The following is a 19,462-nucleotide window of genomic DNA, read 5'->3' on the forward strand; positions in this document are numbered from 1 at the left end:
ACAAGGCTGTCTGGGTAGAATGAGCCAGGACTCTCTTTTTAAATCTGGAAAAAGAGCCTAAACAAATCATATTTTGTGTACGGCCTTCTTATGAATGGCAATTAAAAATGATTCGTTTTTCACAATTACTGTTTTACTCTCGCTTTATATCTGTTTTCACAATATTGGAATAGGGAGTAACACCTGCTGTATTAGCCGCCATCATAAGATAGAAATAGATGCCCGAAAATGGCTGAACATCATTATAGGGGCCGAATGGAATAGAATCCTCCAATAGATTGTCAGCAAGGATACGCCAAGGGCCATCTTCCTGCTGGGACCGCTTAAGGAATATAATATAGAGATCCTGCTGCCCCCCCCCCCCCTCTCGCACATTCGTTTTTCTGCTCGATTTACCTTAAAGTTACTCGCATTTTTTTATTTTTGCTCACATCCGCTAAGAACTTGCTCGCTTCACCCGCACATTCGTTTTTTCTGCTCGGTTTACCTTAAAGTTACTCGCATTTTTTTATTTTTGCTCGCATCCGCCATGAACTTGCTCGCTCCACATCCAGCTGCCCGTACATTCTTTTTTTTGCTCGCATTTTTATATTTTTGCTCGCAACCGCTATGAACTTGCTCGCTCCACATCCAGCTGCCCGCACATTCGTTTTTCTGCTCGCATTTACCTTAAAGTTGCTCGCATTTTATATTTTTGCTCGCAACCACCTTCAACCCTCTCGCTTGTCATCCAAACTACACTTTTAACAATTATTCATTCGCACACAGAAAAACTCATTCAAACAAACAGATTTATGTCAATCGACCGTGCCATTGCCTCAGCCCCTTCACGGCTTGGATGCAGATGGTCGCCAGAGTCGTATGCAGGCAGAAGTTCTAGGGGTTTGTCCGGGTTTCGGACTGCCCTGTCAAAGTCGATGACTGCATCAAATTCCCCAGAATTTCGGATCCAGTCATTAATGGCTCGACGCTTGTTTTCTTCAATAGAAGTAATGCCTTCATATCCTCCGAAAGGCAGCAAAGTGGCTCCGCAAATTCGGATGTTCTCTTCATGTGCCCAGCCGATATATTGTTTTAGTCCCTCAATAATTTCTTCTGCATCTACTGGCTGTGAAATCGGATTACTGCCAGCTGAATGGATAATATCATTTACTCCGTGTAAAACGATGATAGCTTTCACACCAGCGTGGTTCAGGGCGTCCAGCTTAAAGCGCTCTACTCCAGCCACGCCATATTTAAAGGCTTCCGGACTGTCAGTCAGCACTTTATTTCCGCCGATTCCCTGTCGCAAAACACCTATTTCCATCGATTCCTCCGCTAATATTTCAGCAAAGCAATCCGGCCAATCCATGGCGGTGATGGAATCACCAAACGTAACCACAGACATGCACGTTTCACTCGCATACAATTCTATTCCTGTTAGTAATGGCAGCGCTTCTTCAGGATGCAGATGTTCCTCTTGGACGTGGACTTCACTACTACTGTTTCCAGGAATCGATGCTACGCGGGAGGATCCCTGATAAGCTGTTTCAATGGTCTCGTTTCCTGAGAAAAACATACTAACTTTTACTTCTTCCAGATCATGTATCTCTAAATCAATCGGATCGCTAATGATGACTTCTTGATACGGTTGAAGCCCAGTCATAGGGCTTCCTTGAAATAAAACAGGATGTCTCAAGCCGGTTCTATGAATAAAAACATGAACCTCAGATAAAACAACAGGCATGCCGCCAAACCGATTTGAAAATTTCAGTCTCATTTTATTCCCGCCAATGGACAGCCTTACCGCCGCCCGAACGGTCTGATTATTGAAAAAAAACGGTGATTGGCTAAAATCAACGGGACTAATACTCCATGAACCCACCCAGCTTTCAGCCGCCGATTGTGTTTTCATACTAATTCCTCCATCATTTGTAAACGGTATGAATCTATCATATTTTCCGTAATATAAACCTTACACACATCGCAAAAATTCCAGGTGCAAAGAATAAGAAGAAAATAAAGTTTATATCTGCGACATACATGATAGCCAGTATAATGATGATTAAAAGAATCGATCTAAAAAATCTTTTAACCATTAAATAGAAACCATACATAACAGCTTGTTTTACCGTTACATCCTTTGATATAAGATTCCATGAGATATAGGAAAATAGCACAAGTCCTAATAGAAAAATATAAAGGCAGCCGAATTTAATGATTGATGCATAGTAACTGCTGAATGATTCTGGAAATGGGAGGATAATAAAGGCACTGATATATATAATAAGAAGGAACGCAACCAGCGAGAGCTTTTTATACGAATATTTAGTGCTATTTTCACGAAAGAGTTCCCTGACTGGTTTCCCGCTTCCTGCAAAAAGTTCGTTGACAGTCTCAAGCAGCGTACAAAAAGACTTGGCAATGCCAAACACTATAAAGTTCCTGATTAGATATTCCCAAAATAGTAAACTGGCTTTAACAAGACCATACGTGATGTCCGTAAAAGCATGAAAACGGCTTTCGATAAATCTGCTTTTATTCATTCCATTCACCTTCTTGGAAAAAGGGTACTTGCCGGCTGTGGCCAACAAGTACCCCTTTCATTATTATTTCAAGTTGTATTCTTTTCGAATCTGGTCGGCAATTTTCTTCAACTGTTTCTCAGTGTCTTTGCCGCCTTTTAAGTTGATATTGTCAATGACCGGCTGAATTTTGTTGGCAATTTCAGCATACTCAGGGATGTATGGTGCATTCATTACCGTTTTACCATTTGCGAGAGAAGCCGCTAAAGATTTGGCGTTTTCTGGAGCATTTTTCATCGTTTCAATCTTATCTGCGTTACGTTTTACTACAGGAACAGCAGAGATAGTATCGACCTGCATATCCTGGCCTTTACCAGAAGATAGGAATGTTAGAAGTTTGAATGCTTCATCTGGATGTTTTGTGCCTTTACCAATACCAATTGGAAGGTATGCAGCAGCTGACACATTCCCTGCTTTTCCTGCTGGAAGAGGAACAACATCCCACTTGAATTTTGCATTTTTAGCAGTATCCGCCCAATCCCATGGCCCCATCATTTTCATAGCTGCCTGGCCTGCAAGGAACATATTTGATAAACCTTGAGACTGTGCAGAAGTAGGCTGTACACGGTGTTTATTGATTAAATCTGAACCAAATTGGATTGCTTCAATTGACTCTGGAGAATCCACGATTACTTTTTTGCCATCCTGGCTCACGAAGCCTCCGCCATTTTCAACAAGCAGTTCATTTGTATAGAAGTTTTCCATACCGAATTGAACAGTCTTGCCATTTTTCTGTTTTGTTAACTTCTTAGCTGCAGCCAGGAAGTCATCCCAAGTCCAGTCATCTTTAGGATAAGGAACACCAGCAGCGTCAAACATATCTTTGTTGTAACCTAATTGGAAAGTAGAAGCATCACGGATCAGCGCGAATTGTTTACCTTCTACTTGCCCTAGTTCAAGAACGTTTGGCATGTAAGCATCTTTATCAATTTTCTTATCAGAAAGATCCATCAATACGTTTTTGCCAACGAACTGTCCAAATGCAGCTGGCTGAATCCATACCAGGTCAGGCTGGTCGCCGCCGGCAGACATCGTCAAGAATTTATCATTGAATTTATCATATGGCGCATATACTTGCTTTACTTTAATTCCAGGGTTTTCCTTTTCAAAAGCTTTGAAAATTTCCCCTTCTAATTTTGTTCCTTCAGGATTGTTATTCCATACCAGGATACGAAGTGTTACATACTTGGAATCGCCGCCCCCCGCCGAATCAGAGCTTGACCCTGAACAGCCTGTCAAGAAAGCAGAGAGAACTAGAATTAAAGATAATACTAAAATTCCTAAGCCTTTTTTCTTTCCCATTAAATAGTTACCCCCCAGGTAATATAGTTTAAAAATATTTCAAATGGATAAATATCAATGTATGTACCCATTAAGAAACCTGCATGAGAGAAAATTACCCTTTTCCACCTGTTGTCGCAATTCCCTGGACAAAGTATTTTTGACCAACGAAGAAGAGAATGATCAATGGCAGGATGATAAGGACGCTTGCAGCCATCATTGGACCCCACTCAATTAATAAAGCACCTTTAAACTGCAGGATACCAAGAGCAAGAGTATATTTTGCATCATCATTTAAATAAATCAGCGGATATAGGAAATCATTCCAAGTCCACATAAAGCTTAGCAATGCTACTGTTATAACGGATGGCACGGACAGCGGGAGAACGATTCTCCAGAAGATACCGAATGTGCCGCATCCATCCAGATATGCAGATTCTTCAAGTTCTTTTGGAATTGTTTTAAAGAATTGGCGCAGCAAGAAAATGAAGTAAGCGCTACCAAAGAATGATGGAACTATTAATGGTAAAAAGGTATTGATCCAGCCAAGCTTAGAGAAAATCATATACACCGGAATCATCGTTACCTGCGGAGGAAGCATCATCGTTCCGAGCAAAATAACGAACCAGAAGTTTCTCCCTTTACCTTTGATCCGGGCGAACCCATACGCGACGATAGTCGAAGATAGAACCGTACCCAGCACCACAAAGAACGAGACAATAATAGAGTTAAGATAATACTTACCGAAACTTACGAGAGTAAACACATCTTTATAATTAGCAAAATCCCATACTTTTGGAATTAATGTTGGCGGAAATGTCATCGCCTCGTTTTCCGGCTTTAACGAGGTTCCTATCAACCATAAAAATGGAAAGATGAAAACTGTGGATAAAATAACCAGTAACGCGTATGTAGAGATTCTCTCAATACGTTTTCCTACCTTCATACTGCGGGTCTTCTTTTCCTTTACGGGCGATGCTGCTTTTACCTCTGCGATTTCCATGCTTGTCCTCCTCCCTTCCCTTATTCATCGTATTCGTAGTAGACTTTTTTCCCGAATACTTTAAATTGAATTAAAGTAAAGATTAAGATAATGATAAATAATATCCATGCTAATGCTGAAGCGTAACCCATTTTAAAGAATTTAAATGCGTCCTGGTATAAATAGAATACATAGAATAGAGATTTATAGTTTGGTCCGCCATTACCGCTTGAGACTACATATGCCTGGGTAAAGATCTGGAATGAGCCGATAAGCCCCATTATTAAGTTGAAGAAGATAACATTTGAAGTCATTGGAATTGTAATGTGCCAAAACTTTTTGAATCTTCCAGCTCCATCTAATTCAGCTGCTTCATACAATGAGGCAGGAACACTCTGCAGTCCGGCTAAATAAATCACCATACCGCCGCCCGCTCCCCAAAGACTCATAATGATCAATGAAGGTTTAACCATTTCTTCACTTAACAGCCAATTAGATGTAGGAAGATGGAAAAAGTCCAATATAGCATTTGCGATACCGAAATCAGGTTGGAAGATGATGATCCATAGTAAGGAACTCGCTACTGTCGGCACTAAGGATGGCAAGTAAAAGATTGTTCTGAAAACGCCCATGAACTTAACATTTGCATTCAATAATACTGCCAGCATATACCCCACTACCAGACCAAGCGGAACACCGAAGATTGTGTAAAAAATCGTATTCCATAATGACTGCCAGAACAACGGATCTCCTGTAAACAGTTTTTTATAGTTCTCTAACCCTACCCAATTTGCTGCGCCCAGCCCCGAAAAATCAGTGAAAGACATATACAAAGAGTAAATCATGGGGCCAGCTGTAAAGATAAAGAAACCAATTAACCACGGTAAAATGAACATATAAAACAAAAATGTTCTAGATTTATTCATCTGCCTCCCTGCCTTCCCTGCTAGATAAACAAAAAGTTTCTTTTTCACAAATCCCACTTGTAACCCTTTTCATAATTTAATAAGTAACAACCCCCCACGTTGATCATATTAAGTTAAGAAAGTATTAAATGAGTTAATTGCAAGCTTCCTGGTATAACAAGCCTCAGAGATTATGTGATCATTATCTGTGGTATCTTATGAAAGCCTTTTCAATTTACACTTTTATCTTAACTCCATTGTTTTACATTTGCAATATAATTTTAAGTTAAATAGTTAAGCTTTATGTCAATAAAATAAACTTTTTTACTTTACAAAAGTTTATCATTTAACTTAATAAGGTGATTATATATCCAAATATTCTTAATTGTCTATACTTTATTCCTCTTTTTTCAAAAAAAGGTGACGCCTGAATTCCTCTTAATGAACATCGAGTTCAATCTTTCTTTCCATCTTGGATGCTTTACTCCTTAGATATTATTCATCTCTCTGAATTCATCCTGCTAAACGGAAAGTATAAACTAACTTACTATTAATTTATCGATTACTTAATAAAATCTTGTAATGAATTCCTGAACTTGCTACAATTTAAAGTGAAGTTAATTGTAAGGGTTTTCAGATATATATCTTGCTACTTATATTAAGAGGTGAATTCATTTGACGATTAAGGTTAATGCAAAAACAAAAGAGTTCCACTTGTTTAATGAAGAGATCAGCTACATATTTAGAGTGCTTGAAAAAAGCAGCCAGTTAGAACATTTGTATTATGGAAAAAGAATTAAACACCGCGATTCTTTTAAACACTTAATCGAACGTGAAATCAGGCCATCCTGTAATATGTTCGAAGGGGACCATACTTCTTCACTTGAACATATTAAACAAGAATATCCAAGCTTTGGAACAACAGATTACCGCTATCCTGCTCACATGATATCCGATAAGAATGGGAGCACTGTGAGTAATTATCAATTTCTTTCATATGAAATCATTCCTGGAAAACCGGAACTTCCTAACCTGCCGGCTGTATATGTGGAAGATGATTCTGAGGCTGATACTCTAGAAATCACTTTAAGAGATGAAGTGCTGCAGAGCAGATTAATCCTCAGCTATACCATCTATGCGAAACGTAATGTTGTTTGCCGGAATGCGCTATTCATCAATGAGGGTGAGCATTCTTTTCATCTAGAGAATGCTATGAGCGCGAGCGTAGATTTCCCTGACGCCCAGTTTGAAATGCTTCATCTAAACGGAGCCTGGGCACGCGAAGCGCATGTTGAGGTTCAGAAATTGTCTAGAGGCATTCAATCCATTTACAGCGTAAGAGGTGCTAGCAGCCATGCCCATAATCCATTTCTGGCTCTAAAAAGACCTGACGCGACTGAACATACAGGAGAAGTTTTTGGATTCAGCCTTGTGTACAGCGGTAACTTTTTAGGCCAGGTAGAGGTCGATACATACGATGTGACCCGTGTATTGATGGGAATCAATCCCCTCCAGTTTAAATGGAAGCTGAATCCCGGAGAATCCTTCCAAACACCTGAATGCGTTATGGTTTATTCTGATCAAGGATTAAACGGAATGAGCCAGACCTATCATCACTTGTATCGTTCCCGCCTGGCGCGAGGATATTGGCGTGATAAAGTCCGTCCTATCTTAATAAATAACTGGGAAGCAACTTACTTTAATTTTAATGAAGAAAAAATCTTAACCATTGCGAAAACAGCCAAGAGTTTGGGAATCGAATTATTCGTCCTTGACGATGGATGGTTCGGAGAACGCCATGACGACACAAGCTCGTTAGGTGACTGGTTCGAAAACAAAGAAAAACTTCCGAATGGCATCAAAGGCTTGTCTGAAAAAATCGATGATATGGGAATGAAATTCGGCCTCTGGTTTGAGCCTGAAATGGTCTGTAAGGATACCCAATTATTCAAAGAACATCCAGATTGGATTCTCGCAGCCCCTGACCGCCGTGCTTCACATGGCCGGAATCAATTTATCCTGGATTTCTCCCGTGAAGAAGTGGTCGATCATATCTTTACGTTAATGGATCATATCATTTCCACATCTAAAATCTCCTATATTAAATGGGATATGAATCGGTATATGACAGAAACATATTCTAGAAGTCTGGAACCTGACCGTCAGGGAGAAACAGCCCATCGCTATATTTTAGGAGTATACAGACTATATGAAAGATTGATAGAAAAATATCCAGAGATTCTATTTGAATCCTGTGCAGGCGGCGGTGCCCGTTTTGATCCAGGCATGCTCTATTATGCTCCACAGGCGTGGGCCAGTGACAATACGGATGCAGCGGAAAGGCTGAAAATTCAGTACGGCACCTCCATGGTTTATCCACTAAGTTCCATCGGAAGCCATATATCAGCGGTTCCGAACCATCAGGTAGGAAGAATGACTCCAATTGAAACAAGAGCAAATGTTGCATACTTTGGTACATTTGGATACGAACTGGATATCACCAAATTAAGTGACGAAGAAAAGGAAAAAATAAAAGAGCAGATAACATTTTTCAAAGAAAAAAGAAATCTGATCCGCAGTGGAGAATTTTACCGGCTGTTAAATCCTTTTGAATCAAATGAAGTTTCATGGATGGTTGTATCAGAAGATAAAACAGAGGCTATTGTAGGATATTATAAAGTTTTAGCAACGCCTAATGATAAGTATTACCGCATTAAATTAACAGGCTTGGATGCGGATAAGCTTTATGCCATCCAAGGGATTGAAACTACTCATTACGGCGATGAATTAATGAATGTAGGGATCGTACTCGCAGAAGATTTTACTGACAGGGCCTCAGAATATTGGCAGCGGGAAAAACCAGGAGATTTTTCTTCTAAACTATTTGTTTTGCAGGAAGTATAAGTCACAACTTAAGAGATTAATCATTCAAGGAGGCTGCTTATGAAAAATTATATGGTATATGATGTTGGGGGCAGTAAGGTTAAATATGCAGTTATTAATGAAAATGGCGATTTTCTATTTAAGGGAGATTACCCTTCAGCTCAGAATGACTTTGAACAATTTCAGACAGATATTATAGAAGTCACACTGAAAAATAAGGAACTCTTTAATATAGAGGGCATAGCGTTCAGCTGCCCTGGTGGAGTTGACAGCGATACCGGGATAATCGGCGGAGCAAGCGCCCTTCCCTGCATCCACGGACCTAATTTCAAAGAAATTTTCGGTTTCGCAGCGGGTCTGCCTGTAGAAATTGAAAACGATGCCAATTGCGCTGCATTGGGAGAGGTTTGGAAAGGGGCAGCCAGCGAAAACCAGAATGTAATGTTTACCGTGATCGGTACTGGAATCGGCGGCGCTGTAATCAAAGACCGCAAAATCCATAAAGGTGCAAACCTGCACGGCGGAGAAATCGGTTATATGGTCTTGAATGTGATTGATGAAAATGGTGAATATACTTTTAAAACTTGGAGCGAATTAGCTGCAACTGGCTCCCTTGTCAAGAAAGTCGCTAAAATTAAGGGGTTACAGGCACATGAATTAAACGGCCAGAAGATTTTTGAGGCAGCTGAAGCTGGGGACGAAGATTGCAGAAAAGCCATTGATGAGTTTTATTTATCATTAGCCCAGGGGATTTACAATATCCAATATGTATATGATCCAGAAAAAATTATTCTTGGCGGTGCCATCAGCAGCCGTGAAGATTTAATTGATGAAATTTATAAAAAGCTGGATCTCATAATAGGCTCGATAAAAATTGCAAAAGTGCGCCCGGTTATTGAAACCTGCCAATATAAAAATGATGCGAATCTCCTTGGAGCCCTGTATCATTTCCTGCAGTGCCAGGAAACCAGCTATGTTCCTAATATCTAATAAATAAGCACTGTTAAAATTGCCTGTTGTTTTCCGCTGCGGGCACTGCGGCCAGGGATTCCCGAAATTTTACGCCTGCGGGGTCCTCCCTTGACCAGCTAGAAACAGTCTAGCGTATCCGTTCTAATCAACACAGTATCATAATTAACAAGAACTTTAACATAGCCAAAAAATAAAACAAGACAGGAATGCTGCCTTGTTACGAGGCTGCCGGCATAAGCAGGCAGCTATTTTTATGCAATAAAATAAGGCAGAAGCTGCTGCTTTATTTTATCGGTTTTACAGAATCCCTGTACACAATATTCCCTTTGATAAACGTTCTTCCGTATTTCTTTTGCGGATTATTCAATTTCTCCATTATAAACTTCACTGCCACCTTTGACATTTCTTCCATATCAACTTCGACCGTTGTTAAAGCAGGATCTGTTAAGGTAGAAAAAATGGAATTATCAAATCCGACAACAGAACAATCTCCAGGAACATTGATCCCATTTTTTTGAAGCGTATTAATCAGGTTATATGCTACTTCATCATTGTTGCACACAAAGGCAGTCGGCATATCCTCCGGAACATCAAGGTCTATGTACTTACCCAGATCATCCCGGTCTTTGATCACATATTCATTGTTCAAGTCAATCCGGTGCTCAAGTAATGATTTATAATAGCCTAGAAACCTGTCCTGAATACTGCTCGTTGCATGCACATTTCCAACAAAGGCGATTTTTCGATGTCCATTACGGATTAAATAATTCGTAACTTCATATACCCCGTAGAAATTATCAGAAAGAACCGAATCAATCTCGTTTTGGTCTGTATAAAAATCCAAGAAAATAACAGGACTCTCAATTTTCTGGATTTCATTAACATAATCCTTCCCGATCTGGCCAAGGATTATAAATCCATCCACCTTTTTCTCGTTATAAATCCGCGGCAGAACCAGCTGATCTTCATCTTCCTGGCTTAAAATGTGCAGAATGCCCGAATAATGAAAACTGTCCAACACTTTGGAAAGCAGCTGATAGAATTGAAGATAAAAAGCCTGAGTAGAGCCAGTAAACCGTTCTGGTATCACAATTCCCAAGTTATACGAAAGTCCTTCTTTCATTGATCTGGCATGGGTATTGAAACGGTAGCCCATATCAGCAGCTACTATCTTAATTTTTTCTTTTAATTCGCCGCTTACTCCTTCTTTATCATTAAGTGCCTTCGAAACAGTCACACTGCTCACACCTAATTTATCTGCGATGTCACGCATCGTAACATTGCTTTTCACAGTAATTCCTCCGATTCCTATACCTTCACCAAACATTATCTCTGACTTAACGTTATTTTGCAATAACCTTTTAGGTATTCATAAGTTCAAAGAAAAAGGAGTGAACCCGGTCGCCAAAGGTCCGCAGATGCTCGTGTCCATACTCATAAAACACAGCAAGCTGCTTCGGTGATGTAATCTTATTGTAAGCCGCAAACTGAGTAGAAGGCGGACAAATATTATCCTCCATCCCTACTGCCCATAAAACCTCTGATTTAATTCGGCCGGCCAGATGCTGAATGTCAATATAGCCAAGTTTATTAAACAGCTCTGCTTCTCGTTTATGAGTGGGATCAATAAACTTAAAATAGTAGTGGATCTCTTCATATGCCGAATTACCGATATCCAAATCCCATGCACGTCTGTAATCCGATAAAAACGGGTAAACAGCTGCGGTTTTCTTGATTCTGGGTTCTAGAGCAGAACACACAACAGCCAGCGCCCCGCCTTGAGAGGCACCCTGAACCCCAACTCTCTCCTCATCCACATTTTCCATTGAAAATAGGATCCTAGCCGCTTGAACTGTATCTAAAAAGACATTCCGATAATAAAGCTTTTCAGGATTATCCTCCTCAATCCCCCGGATAATATGCCCTTTTAATGTCGTGCCTCTAGCCTGTGTGTGATCTTCTGACAGACCGCCCTGTCCGCGGCAGTCCATTGCTAAGATTGTAAACCCTTCAGCTGCGTACCCAAGTTTATCTACCCAATCTCCGCTCGAGACATGGTATCCATGAAACCAAATCAGTCCCGGCCCTTTATCTTCTTGATTTTTAGGCTTCACCAGCTGACAGTGGATTCTCGCCCCGCCCACACCAGTAAAATAAAGATGGAAACAATCTGCAATTCCACTCTTGAACTCAGAAGGAACCAGCTCATATACCATAGATTGATTCTCTAAATCTCTTAAACCTCTATCCCAAAACTGATCAAAATCTATAGGTTTCGGATTAGTGCCCATGTACTCCTTTAATTGATCCAACGGCATATCAAACTTCATGTAAATCCCCCTCAAAAAGCTAAATATGTATACGTTATCATTTTTTACTTTACCGATAACCTATTATATACTTAATGCTTTTTGGGGTCAATGGTACGGGATGACGTTTAGAAGGGTTTTATTATAACTAGGAAGATATGCAGTTCGAGCATACATGAGGTTTTACTGCAATTCTAAAGATCCCACTCAATTCTGGGGTTCTACTATTATTCTATGTTTCCGCCGACTTCTGGGTTTCTACTGTTATTCTATGGTCCTGCGAGGTTAAGATTTTGCTATGTTCTATGGTTCTACTGTGTTCAAGGAATGTTTGTGTTACCGCGTTTCATCGCATTTATTAGATTTGCAGGATTATTTTAATTTATGCAGGATTTTTGAACTTTTTGGCAGGATTATAAAAATATTTGCAGGAAAAATTTAATTTATGCAGGATTCTATAAAACCACCAATGGCTGACCTATCATAAGAATTGTATTAAAGCTAATTAAGCTGTTTTATCAATTTATTAAGCCATAACCTCCAAGGATTGCGCCGTACCGCTAGCTAATTCATGTCGCTAACCAGACTAATTAAGCCGCTCCCTCCAAATAGAAAATCGCTGAAATTATCACAGTCATCCCCTGCACACAAAAATGCAGGCCCCGTAGCCTGCATTTTCTAATCTATTATTCTTTTATAGTCGAAAGAAAAGCCTCAATCCAGGTTTTAGCCATTAACATATTCCCCGCTGAGTTCATATGAACGCCATCTGTGGTCAGCTTCTCTGCCGTCTTTGGTTCAGGTATTCCATGAAAGCTTGGTGGGCAGGCACCAATATGGCTTTATATTCAGCTCCCAGCTTTCGAACTGCTTCTACGTAGGGCAGCAGCATCTTGTTACCTTTGGAATGGATATCTTCGCCATGTATGGTAGGTTCCGCTAAAATGATCCCTGCTTTTGTTTTGCTTTGAACTTCTTCTATCAGGCTGCGGTAGATTTCTTCATACATGTCCGGATAGACGAGTTCTTTCTCTGAATGGCCGAGGCGCCGCCACACATCATTGATGCCGATAGAAATGGAAACATAATCCGGGTTCACAGAAATCACATCACGATCCCATCTTGAAACTAAATCGGTAATGTGATTGCCGCTTATTCCGTGATTTATGACTATAGGACTTTGATCAGGAAATGTAATCTGTAGGAAATCACGGATTAACCGGACGTATCCATAGCCAATTTCTTCGCTATCCTCATATCTTCCAGACTCTGTGATGCTGTCGCCTATGAATAAAAGCTTCTCATTTTTCTTCATCAGGCTGTCCTCCTGCCTTATGCATGGGAAACTATTAATTGGCAATTTCCTTCTATATGAAACTCCCCTATTCCCACTGGGACAATCAGGTGAGTTCCTTTTTCCAATGCGTAGTTTTCATCTTGATGAGTAAGTGTTCCTTCCCCATGGATGACACTTAAAAGCAGGTATTTCTCATTAAAGGAAAAAGCCGCCTTCCCGCTTACCTCCCATTTATATACGGAGAAGAATTCTGATTGAACAAACGTCGTAACATCTACATTTTCCTGCTGTACGACGGAAGGAGTGCTTTCGGCATCCCGGTGCGGAATCGTGGTCACTTCGATGGCCTTTTCAAGGTGAAGGTCCCGCAGTTCTCCTTTGTCATCTCTCCGGTCATAATCGTAAACCCGGTATGTTGTATCTGAGCTTTGCTGGGTTTCTAATACCAGTGTTCCTTCACATAATGCATGGATCGTTCCGCTTGGTACATAGAAGAAATCTCCCGGCATGATTTTTACTCTCCGGAGCAGTTCATTCCAATTGCCTTCATTCACTTGCTGGATGAATTCTTCCTTTGAGCCGGCATTATGGCCGAATATCATGTCTGCGTCTTCTTTGCAGTCAATAATATACCAGCATTCTGTTTTGCCAAGCTCTCCATTTTCATGCACCTTTGCATACGTATCATCTGGATGTACCTGTACAGATAAATCCATGTTTGCGTCTAATATTTTTGTTAAAAGCGGGAAAACTTCTTCAGTTGGATTGCCAAACAGCTCAGGATGTTCTTTCCAAAGCTTGTCCAATGTAATTCCGGCATATGGACCGTTTTCAATTACTGACGGACCGTTTGGATGTGCAGATATCGCCCAGCACTCGCCTGTTTTCTCATTCGGAATTTCATATCCGAATTCGTCTTTTAAGGCGGTTCCGCCCCAGATTCTTTCCTTAAATACCGGTTTTAATAGTAATGGCTGCAAAATAAACCCTCCATGTGCTTATTGATGATCAGATTCCTGCAAGGCAAGGCTTGCAAGCATAAGGGATCCTGTAATCCCGGCACGATCTCCTAAACCAGGGCTGACGATATAATCGGAAAGCTCCGGCAAGTTAACATACCCATTTACTAACTCTACTAAATACTTATTAATAGATGCAAAGATTTGTTTTTGATTCATAACCCCGCCGCCAAGAATGATTTTTTTCGGTGATAGAATCAATATATACTGCATCAGCGCTTGTGCTATATAATAGCCTTCCATAGCCCACACTTCAGGACGATCCACTAGGTTGAACCCTTTTTCGCCCCATCTTTCTTCAATGGCAGGACCTGCTGCCAGACCTTCCAGGCAATCTTTATGATATGGGCACTTGCCACTGTAAGAATCCTCTGGGTGGCGCCGGACTAAGATATGTCCCATTTCCGGATGGGAGAATCCCTGAACCAATTTACCCTGAACGACAGCCCCTGCTCCAATTCCTGTACCTACAGTGATGTATAAACAGCTGTCCAGACCTTTTGCAGCACCGAAGGCAGCTTCACCCAATGCAGCGGCATTCACATCCGTATTAAATCCAACTGGCACTGGAAAAGCCTCCTTTATCGCCTGTACAAGAGGATAGTTCTTCCAGGCTGTTTTAGGAGTTGAGGTAATATAGCCGTAAGTCGCACTTTCTGTATCCACATCGATGGGGCCGAATGATCCGATTCCAATTGCTTCTATTTCGTACTGGCCAAAGAAATCAATAACCGCAGTCATCGTTTCCTCAGGTACTGTTGTTGGAATCGTAATTTGCTCGAGAATTTGGCCGGATCCGTCTCCAACTGCACACACAAATTTTGTTCCTCCTGCTTCAATAGCACCTAACATCTCTCTTCCCCCACTTATCCCCTTAAATTTACGGTTGTTACTTCAAATTTATCATAACGGTGGCGCGAGAATGAATATTCAAATGGAACACCGTTATTTAAAAATCCTACATGTTCTACTTCAAGAATTGGATCATCAGACTGACAGACAAGATGTTCCTGATCAAGCGTGTCTGATTTGCAGGCCCTTACCTTTCGGTGAGATCCAGCGATGGTAAGATCAAGTGTATTCATGATATAGTCGTAAACCGATCCATGGAGAATTTCATCATTAATTCCTGGAATGAGCGTAGTCGGCATGTACGTTTTTTCCAAAACATACGGCTCGCCGTCAACCATCCGCAGGCGGATAATAAAATATACCGGCGTTTTGATATCGATAGCTAGATGGGCCGCTACTTCCTCTGATGGAAAGTGAACTTCGAATTTAATAACCTTACTGGTAATTTTATCGTTATTGATGAGCTTTGAAAACCCGAGCACCTCATTGCTCACAACGTTAATGCGGCTATCCTGGATAGCAGATTTAACAATAAAGGTTCCATGCCCTCTTTTTCTGAACAGAAGACCTTCCATGACTAGTATATCGAGTGCACGTTTCATGGTCATCCGGCTGCAGTTAAATTCTTTAGAAAGCGATATCTCGTCAGGTATGGGCTGATCAAGCGGATAATGATTTTCTTTTATTCTGCGTCTCATTTCTACTGAAATTATTTCATATTTGTTCATAACCGAACCACCCTACAAGAGTATATACAATTTTATTATAATAGAATATTAGATATAATTTGTAAAACGCTTACCTTTTTATTTTGAAAAAGAAGATGGTCAGTCCTGACCATCTTCTACTTAGAACCCGTTATTCTCAGAAACAGTCTTAATCCATTGTCCGCTCTTCTTAATGGTACGTTCGCCATCTTTATTAAGATTAACAGAAACGAAACCATAACGGTTTTTATATGCATTTGACCAAGACCAGTTATCCATGAAAGTCCATAAATGATAGCCTTTCACACTTGAGCCTTCTTGAATGGCTTTATGAACCCATTTTAGATGTTCCTGAATGAATTCAATTCGATAGTCATCTTGAATGATTCCATTTTCATCTCGGAATTTTTCCTCGCCTTCAACACCCATACCATTCTCGGAAATAAAGCACTCAATATTACCATAGTTTTCTCTGAGATTAGTAAGGATGTCATATATACCTTTTTCGTATATTTCCCAGCCGCGGTGCGGATTCATCTTACGGCCAGGCATGACATAATTATCGAAATAACGGTCCGGCATAAATGGCGCTTCAGGGTTTGGCATATTTTCTTTTGCTTTCACACGTCTTGGCTGGTAGTAGTTAACTCCTAATATATCAACGGTATTATTTTTAATAATATCTAAATCCCCGTCTACGATTACCGGCATAAAGCCTTCTTCTTTAAGGATTTGGACCAGCTCCGCTGGAAACTCACCCTTTACTGAAGGATCCAGGAATGATCTGTTGAAAATCGCATCAGCCAAGATCGATGCTTTGACATCAGCTGGATGCTGGCTTCTTGGGTAAGAAGGTGTTAAGTTAAGCACAATACCGATTTTGCCATCCTGGCCTGATTCTCTATACCCTTTAATTGCTTTTGCACTTGCAAGCAGCGTATGATAGCCCACTTGAACTGCTTTCCCAAAGTCAACTTCATTAGGGTAATGAAAGTCATACAGGTATCCGCCTTCCACCGGTACTATTGGCTCGTTATGAGTGAACCATTTCTTCACTCGGTCCCCGAACAATTCAAAGCAAGTTCTTGCATATGTTTCGTACGCATCAACAACTTCTCTGTTCGCCCAGCCACCTATATTTTGCAATTCCATCGGCATATCAAAATGGAACAATCCAACGAAAGGCTCTACACCGTTCTCAATGAATTCGTTAATAACATTATTGTAGAATTCAACTGCCTTTGGATTCACTTCACCGATGCCGTTTGGAATCAAGCGTGACCATGAAATCGACATACGGAATGAATTATGCCCAATTTCCTTCATCAATGTAATATCTTCTTTATACTTATAATAGAATTGGGACGTATCCTGCGGTCCTACTCCTTCAAAAAAGCGGTTTGGTTCTGCTTCATACCAATGATCCCAAATGTTTTTACCTTTTCCATCTATATCAGCTGCACCTTCCGTTTGTGTAGCAGATGCTGCAGAACCCCACCAGAATCCATCTGGAAAGCGGTATTGAATTTCATTAGACATGTTTATTTCCCCTTTCATGACTGTAAGCTGACTAAAAAATGAAGAGCAGGGATATACGGTACTGCAAATTTACAGCGCTTTCTCCGATTAACCGCCTGCCCATTGCATTTTTTCGATGTTAGGAAGCTTTGTTCATTTCGTCCTGTTCTTTTTTCACATTCACACGGTCGATTACTTTCAGGAATGGGAACCAGATGACAAATACAATGGCCATGTTCACAAGCTGCAGCAATCCTCCAGCGATGGAGTTAGTTGCCATCATACCATTAATGAATACAGGCACAGTCCATGGTACCGTTACACCTGTCGGCGGCGGAACCATACCTGAAGACATTGCAAAGTAAGAAACGAGCGTCACGATCATTGGAGACAGAATCCAAGGCACAATGATCAATGGATTCATTACGATTGGCAGACCAAAGATAATCGGTTCGTTAACATTGAAGATACCAGGTCCAAGGCCAAGCTTAGCAACCTGCTTCATTTGTCTGCTCTTCATGAATAGTAGGATGGCAAACACAACAGCTAAAGTCATCCCCGTTCCACCCATACCCACTGTATAGATTTCCATGAACGGCTTAGATATAATGTGAGGAACCGGATCCCCGTTTGTGTAAGCGTTTAAGTTTTCAACCTGAAGTGTATTCCAGATTGGATCCATTACAGAGTTGATGATTATCTGGCCATGAAGACCGAAGAACCATAGAATCTGGATAAAGAATACGGCAATCAATGTTGGGATAATGCCGCTTCCAAGACCAACTAGCGGAGCCTGAATCGCTTTATAAATGACATCATGCATATTTGTATCAAATACAGCTGTCACAAAAACATTAATCAATAAGAAAACAGTCAGTGTAATAAGTGCTGGAATTAATGCTGCAAAAGACTTCGCCACAGCTGGCGGTACACCTGGAGGCATTTTAATGGTAATGTTTTTCTGAACCACTTTTCGATAGATCTCTGCAGAAAGAAAAGCTGTGATCATTCCAAGGAACATCCCTTTTGCACCAAGGCGGTCTAACGGAATAACATTCTGTATGGCCTCTCCATTCTCCGGCTGAAGCACAAATGGAGTTAACAGTAGGAAGGAGACAAGTGCAATGGCACCTCCGAATACGGCTTCAACATCATAGCTTTTTGATAGGTAATATCCGATACCGAATACTACGAACACACTCATTATCCCCATTGTTGCAGGTGAAGCGTTTCCAAACAGCGTCCTGAACGTATTAAGCGATTCCTCGCTCATGATCTTATCCAGAAACGGAAGGTTTGTTAATACAACGAAAATGGAACCGAAAATAGTCAGCGGGAACGCCAGCATAAAGGCGTCACGCAGTACAGCTAAGTAACGATTGTTATTCAATTTCCCAGCTATAGGAACGAGGTATTGACTCAGCTTTTCAAACAATGTAATTTCCCCCTTTTATCTGTCTAGCAATCTTATAAATTCTTTTGTTTAAATAACTCAAGCAGTTCTTTAACAAGTTCTTTCATTGTTAAAGTAGACATTAGATGATCTTCTGCGTGCATGAGAAGTAAAGCAAAATCTACTTTTTCACCAGAAGCTTCCTTTTGGACCATTTTGAAATGAATTTCATGAGCCACTTTTAAGTCTTCTTCTGATTGTGCTAATAAAGAATCAGCTTCCTGTACATTTCCTTCACGGTACTCGCGGATTGCCTGGATAATCTTACTTCTCGCATTGCCGCTGTGAAGAATTAGCATAAAGTTGATTTGTTCTGGGGTCAATGTATCCAAGTCAATATTTTCCATTATTTATCCCCCATTAATTTCAAAGCCTGCTCATAAGCTTTTTTGCCATCTGCCAATCCATAAGCCATCATATCGATTACATCCACGTTAATGCCGTATTTAGCAGCTTCTTTTTGGAATTCGCCTTTCAAAAAGCTCATTTGCGGCCCGATTAATACTACATCTGCATCAGCCATTTCTTTTTTCGCCTGATCTTGTCCTACTGCCCAAATTTTAGCTTCCTCTCCGATGGATGCTGCATGCGCTTCCATCTTTGTTACCAAAAGACTTGTTGACATACCTGAACTACAAGCTAATAGAATTTTTTTCATTATAATCATACTCCTTAATAGTTTTTAGTTAATTTATATTTCTACTAAAAGCGTTTACAAAA

General features: G+C 40.5%; 18 protein-coding genes. 2 read left to right on the forward strand and 16 right to left on the reverse strand.

All coding sequences use genetic code 11. The features are described 5' to 3' along the window. Nucleotides 1-133: 133 nt before the first annotated feature. The 6 genes from JOC77_RS07100 to JOC77_RS07125 form a co-directional block, all read right to left on the reverse strand. Nucleotides 134-373 (reverse strand): hypothetical protein, encoded by a 240-nt coding sequence (locus JOC77_RS07100; protein WP_204540818.1) that lies wholly within the window; start codon nucleotides 371-373, stop codon nucleotides 134-136. A gap of 405 nt (nucleotides 374-778) precedes the next feature. Continuing rightward, nucleotides 779-1,894 (reverse strand): GDSL-type esterase/lipase family protein, encoded by a 1,116-nt coding sequence (locus JOC77_RS07105; protein WP_204540821.1) that lies wholly within the window; start codon nucleotides 1,892-1,894, stop codon nucleotides 779-781. 37 nt (nucleotides 1,895-1,931) lie between these two features. Next, nucleotides 1,932-2,525 carry a hypothetical protein gene (locus JOC77_RS07110; RefSeq protein ID WP_204540824.1) on the reverse strand — a complete coding sequence of 198 codons (594 nt, stop codon included), beginning with the start codon at nucleotides 2,523-2,525 and terminating at the stop codon, nucleotides 1,932-1,934. A gap of 63 nt (nucleotides 2,526-2,588) precedes the next feature. Further along, nucleotides 2,589-3,866, reverse strand: coding sequence for an ABC transporter substrate-binding protein (locus tag JOC77_RS07115; protein ID WP_204540826.1), 1,278 nt, complete (start codon nucleotides 3,864-3,866; stop codon nucleotides 2,589-2,591). 94 nt (nucleotides 3,867-3,960) lie between these two features. Next, on the reverse strand, nucleotides 3,961-4,848 hold the full coding sequence (locus JOC77_RS07120) for a carbohydrate ABC transporter permease (protein ID WP_204540829.1): 888 nt from the start codon (nucleotides 4,846-4,848) through the stop codon (nucleotides 3,961-3,963). A gap of 20 nt (nucleotides 4,849-4,868) precedes the next feature. Continuing rightward, nucleotides 4,869-5,753 (reverse strand): carbohydrate ABC transporter permease, encoded by an 885-nt coding sequence (locus JOC77_RS07125; RefSeq protein ID WP_204540832.1) that lies wholly within the window; start codon nucleotides 5,751-5,753, stop codon nucleotides 4,869-4,871. 654 nt (nucleotides 5,754-6,407) lie between these two features. Here JOC77_RS07125 and JOC77_RS07130 point away from each other — a divergent pair. Together JOC77_RS07130 and JOC77_RS07135 are read left to right on the forward strand one after the other, a co-directional pair. After that, a complete protein-coding gene (locus JOC77_RS07130; protein ID WP_204540835.1) occupies nucleotides 6,408-8,636 on the forward strand; it encodes an alpha-galactosidase in 2,229 nt (742 codons plus the stop codon). A 39-nt stretch (nucleotides 8,637-8,675) separates the two neighbouring features. Then, complete coding sequence (locus JOC77_RS07135; protein WP_204540838.1) at nucleotides 8,676-9,605, forward strand: ROK family protein; 930 nt, start codon at nucleotides 8,676-8,678, stop codon at nucleotides 9,603-9,605. A gap of 265 nt (nucleotides 9,606-9,870) precedes the next feature. Here the strand turns inward: JOC77_RS07135 and JOC77_RS07140 are convergent, their stop codons facing one another. From JOC77_RS07140 to JOC77_RS07185, 10 genes are all read right to left on the reverse strand, one after another. Continuing rightward, complete coding sequence (locus tag JOC77_RS07140) at nucleotides 9,871-10,878, reverse strand: substrate-binding domain-containing protein (RefSeq protein ID WP_338047194.1); 1,008 nt, start codon at nucleotides 10,876-10,878, stop codon at nucleotides 9,871-9,873. A gap of 70 nt (nucleotides 10,879-10,948) precedes the next feature. Further along, nucleotides 10,949-11,917, reverse strand: a complete 969-nt coding sequence (locus JOC77_RS07145; RefSeq protein ID WP_204540845.1) for an acetylxylan esterase — start codon at nucleotides 11,915-11,917, stop codon at nucleotides 10,949-10,951. A 754-nt stretch (nucleotides 11,918-12,671) separates the two neighbouring features. Further along, nucleotides 12,672-13,211, reverse strand: coding sequence for an SGNH/GDSL hydrolase family protein (locus JOC77_RS07150; RefSeq protein ID WP_338047195.1), 540 nt, complete (start codon nucleotides 13,209-13,211; stop codon nucleotides 12,672-12,674). A gap of 17 nt (nucleotides 13,212-13,228) precedes the next feature. Then, nucleotides 13,229-14,176: a mannose-6-phosphate isomerase, class I gene (manA, locus tag JOC77_RS07155; protein ID WP_204541259.1), complete on the reverse strand. Its 948-nt coding sequence runs from the start codon at nucleotides 14,174-14,176 to the stop codon at nucleotides 13,229-13,231. Nucleotides 14,177-14,191: 15 nt separating this feature from the next. Next, complete coding sequence (locus JOC77_RS07160; protein WP_204540847.1) at nucleotides 14,192-15,064, reverse strand: ROK family protein; 873 nt, start codon at nucleotides 15,062-15,064, stop codon at nucleotides 14,192-14,194. Nucleotides 15,065-15,078: 14 nt separating this feature from the next. Then, nucleotides 15,079-15,792 carry a GntR family transcriptional regulator gene (locus JOC77_RS07165; RefSeq protein WP_204540850.1) on the reverse strand — a complete coding sequence of 238 codons (714 nt, stop codon included), beginning with the start codon at nucleotides 15,790-15,792 and terminating at the stop codon, nucleotides 15,079-15,081. A gap of 120 nt (nucleotides 15,793-15,912) precedes the next feature. Then, nucleotides 15,913-17,310 carry a glycoside hydrolase family 1 protein gene (locus JOC77_RS07170; RefSeq protein ID WP_204540853.1) on the reverse strand — a complete coding sequence of 466 codons (1,398 nt, stop codon included), beginning with the start codon at nucleotides 17,308-17,310 and terminating at the stop codon, nucleotides 15,913-15,915. A gap of 118 nt (nucleotides 17,311-17,428) precedes the next feature. Beyond that, entirely contained in the window at nucleotides 17,429-18,724 is a 1,296-nt protein-coding gene (gene celB, locus JOC77_RS07175; protein WP_204540856.1) for a PTS cellobiose transporter subunit IIC, read from the reverse strand. Between the two features lie 32 nt (nucleotides 18,725-18,756). After that, nucleotides 18,757-19,089 (reverse strand): PTS sugar transporter subunit IIA, encoded by a 333-nt coding sequence (locus JOC77_RS07180; protein WP_204540859.1) that lies wholly within the window; start codon nucleotides 19,087-19,089, stop codon nucleotides 18,757-18,759. Further along, the gene (locus tag JOC77_RS07185; protein WP_204540862.1) at nucleotides 19,089-19,400 is read right to left on the reverse strand and encodes a PTS sugar transporter subunit IIB; all 312 of its coding nucleotides are present in this window, start codon (nucleotides 19,398-19,400) and stop codon (nucleotides 19,089-19,091) included. Before JOC77_RS07185 ends, JOC77_RS07180 begins: the two co-directional genes overlap by 1 nt. Between the last annotated feature and the right edge of the window lie 62 nt (nucleotides 19,401-19,462).

Source organism: Peribacillus deserti (genome assembly GCF_016909175.1).
Lineage (GTDB): Bacteria > Bacillota > Bacilli > Bacillales > DSM-1321 > Paraperibacillus > Paraperibacillus deserti.

Coding starts and splice junctions, on each gene's coding strand:
- JOC77_RS07180 (WP_204540859.1), bottom strand. CDS start 19,089: ATGGAAAATATTGACTTGGATACATTGACCCCAGAACAAATCAACTTT.
- JOC77_RS07150 (WP_338047195.1), bottom strand. CDS start 13,211: ATGAAGAAAAATGAGAAGCTTTTATTCATAGGCGACAGCATCACAGAG.
- JOC77_RS07115 (WP_204540826.1), bottom strand. CDS start 3,866: ATGGGAAAGAAAAAAGGCTTAGGAATTTTAGTATTATCTTTAATTCTA.
- JOC77_RS07135 (WP_204540838.1), top strand. CDS start 8,676: ATGAAAAATTATATGGTATATGATGTTGGGGGCAGTAAGGTTAAATAT.
- JOC77_RS07165 (WP_204540850.1), bottom strand. CDS start 15,792: ATGAACAAATATGAAATAATTTCAGTAGAAATGAGACGCAGAATAAAA.
- JOC77_RS07110 (WP_204540824.1), bottom strand. CDS start 2,525: ATGAATAAAAGCAGATTTATCGAAAGCCGTTTTCATGCTTTTACGGAC.
- JOC77_RS07120 (WP_204540829.1), bottom strand. CDS start 4,848: ATGGAAATCGCAGAGGTAAAAGCAGCATCGCCCGTAAAGGAAAAGAAG.
- JOC77_RS07185 (WP_204540862.1), bottom strand. CDS start 19,400: ATGAAAAAAATTCTATTAGCTTGTAGTTCAGGTATGTCAACAAGTCTT.
- JOC77_RS07170 (WP_204540853.1), bottom strand. CDS start 17,310: ATGTCTAATGAAATTCAATACCGCTTTCCAGATGGATTCTGGTGGGGT.
- JOC77_RS07145 (WP_204540845.1), bottom strand. CDS start 11,917: ATGAAGTTTGATATGCCGTTGGATCAATTAAAGGAGTACATGGGCACT.
- JOC77_RS07105 (WP_204540821.1), bottom strand. CDS start 1,894: ATGAAAACACAATCGGCGGCTGAAAGCTGGGTGGGTTCATGGAGTATT.
- JOC77_RS07160 (WP_204540847.1), bottom strand. CDS start 15,064: ATGTTAGGTGCTATTGAAGCAGGAGGAACAAAATTTGTGTGTGCAGTT.
- JOC77_RS07125 (WP_204540832.1), bottom strand. CDS start 5,753: ATGAATAAATCTAGAACATTTTTGTTTTATATGTTCATTTTACCGTGG.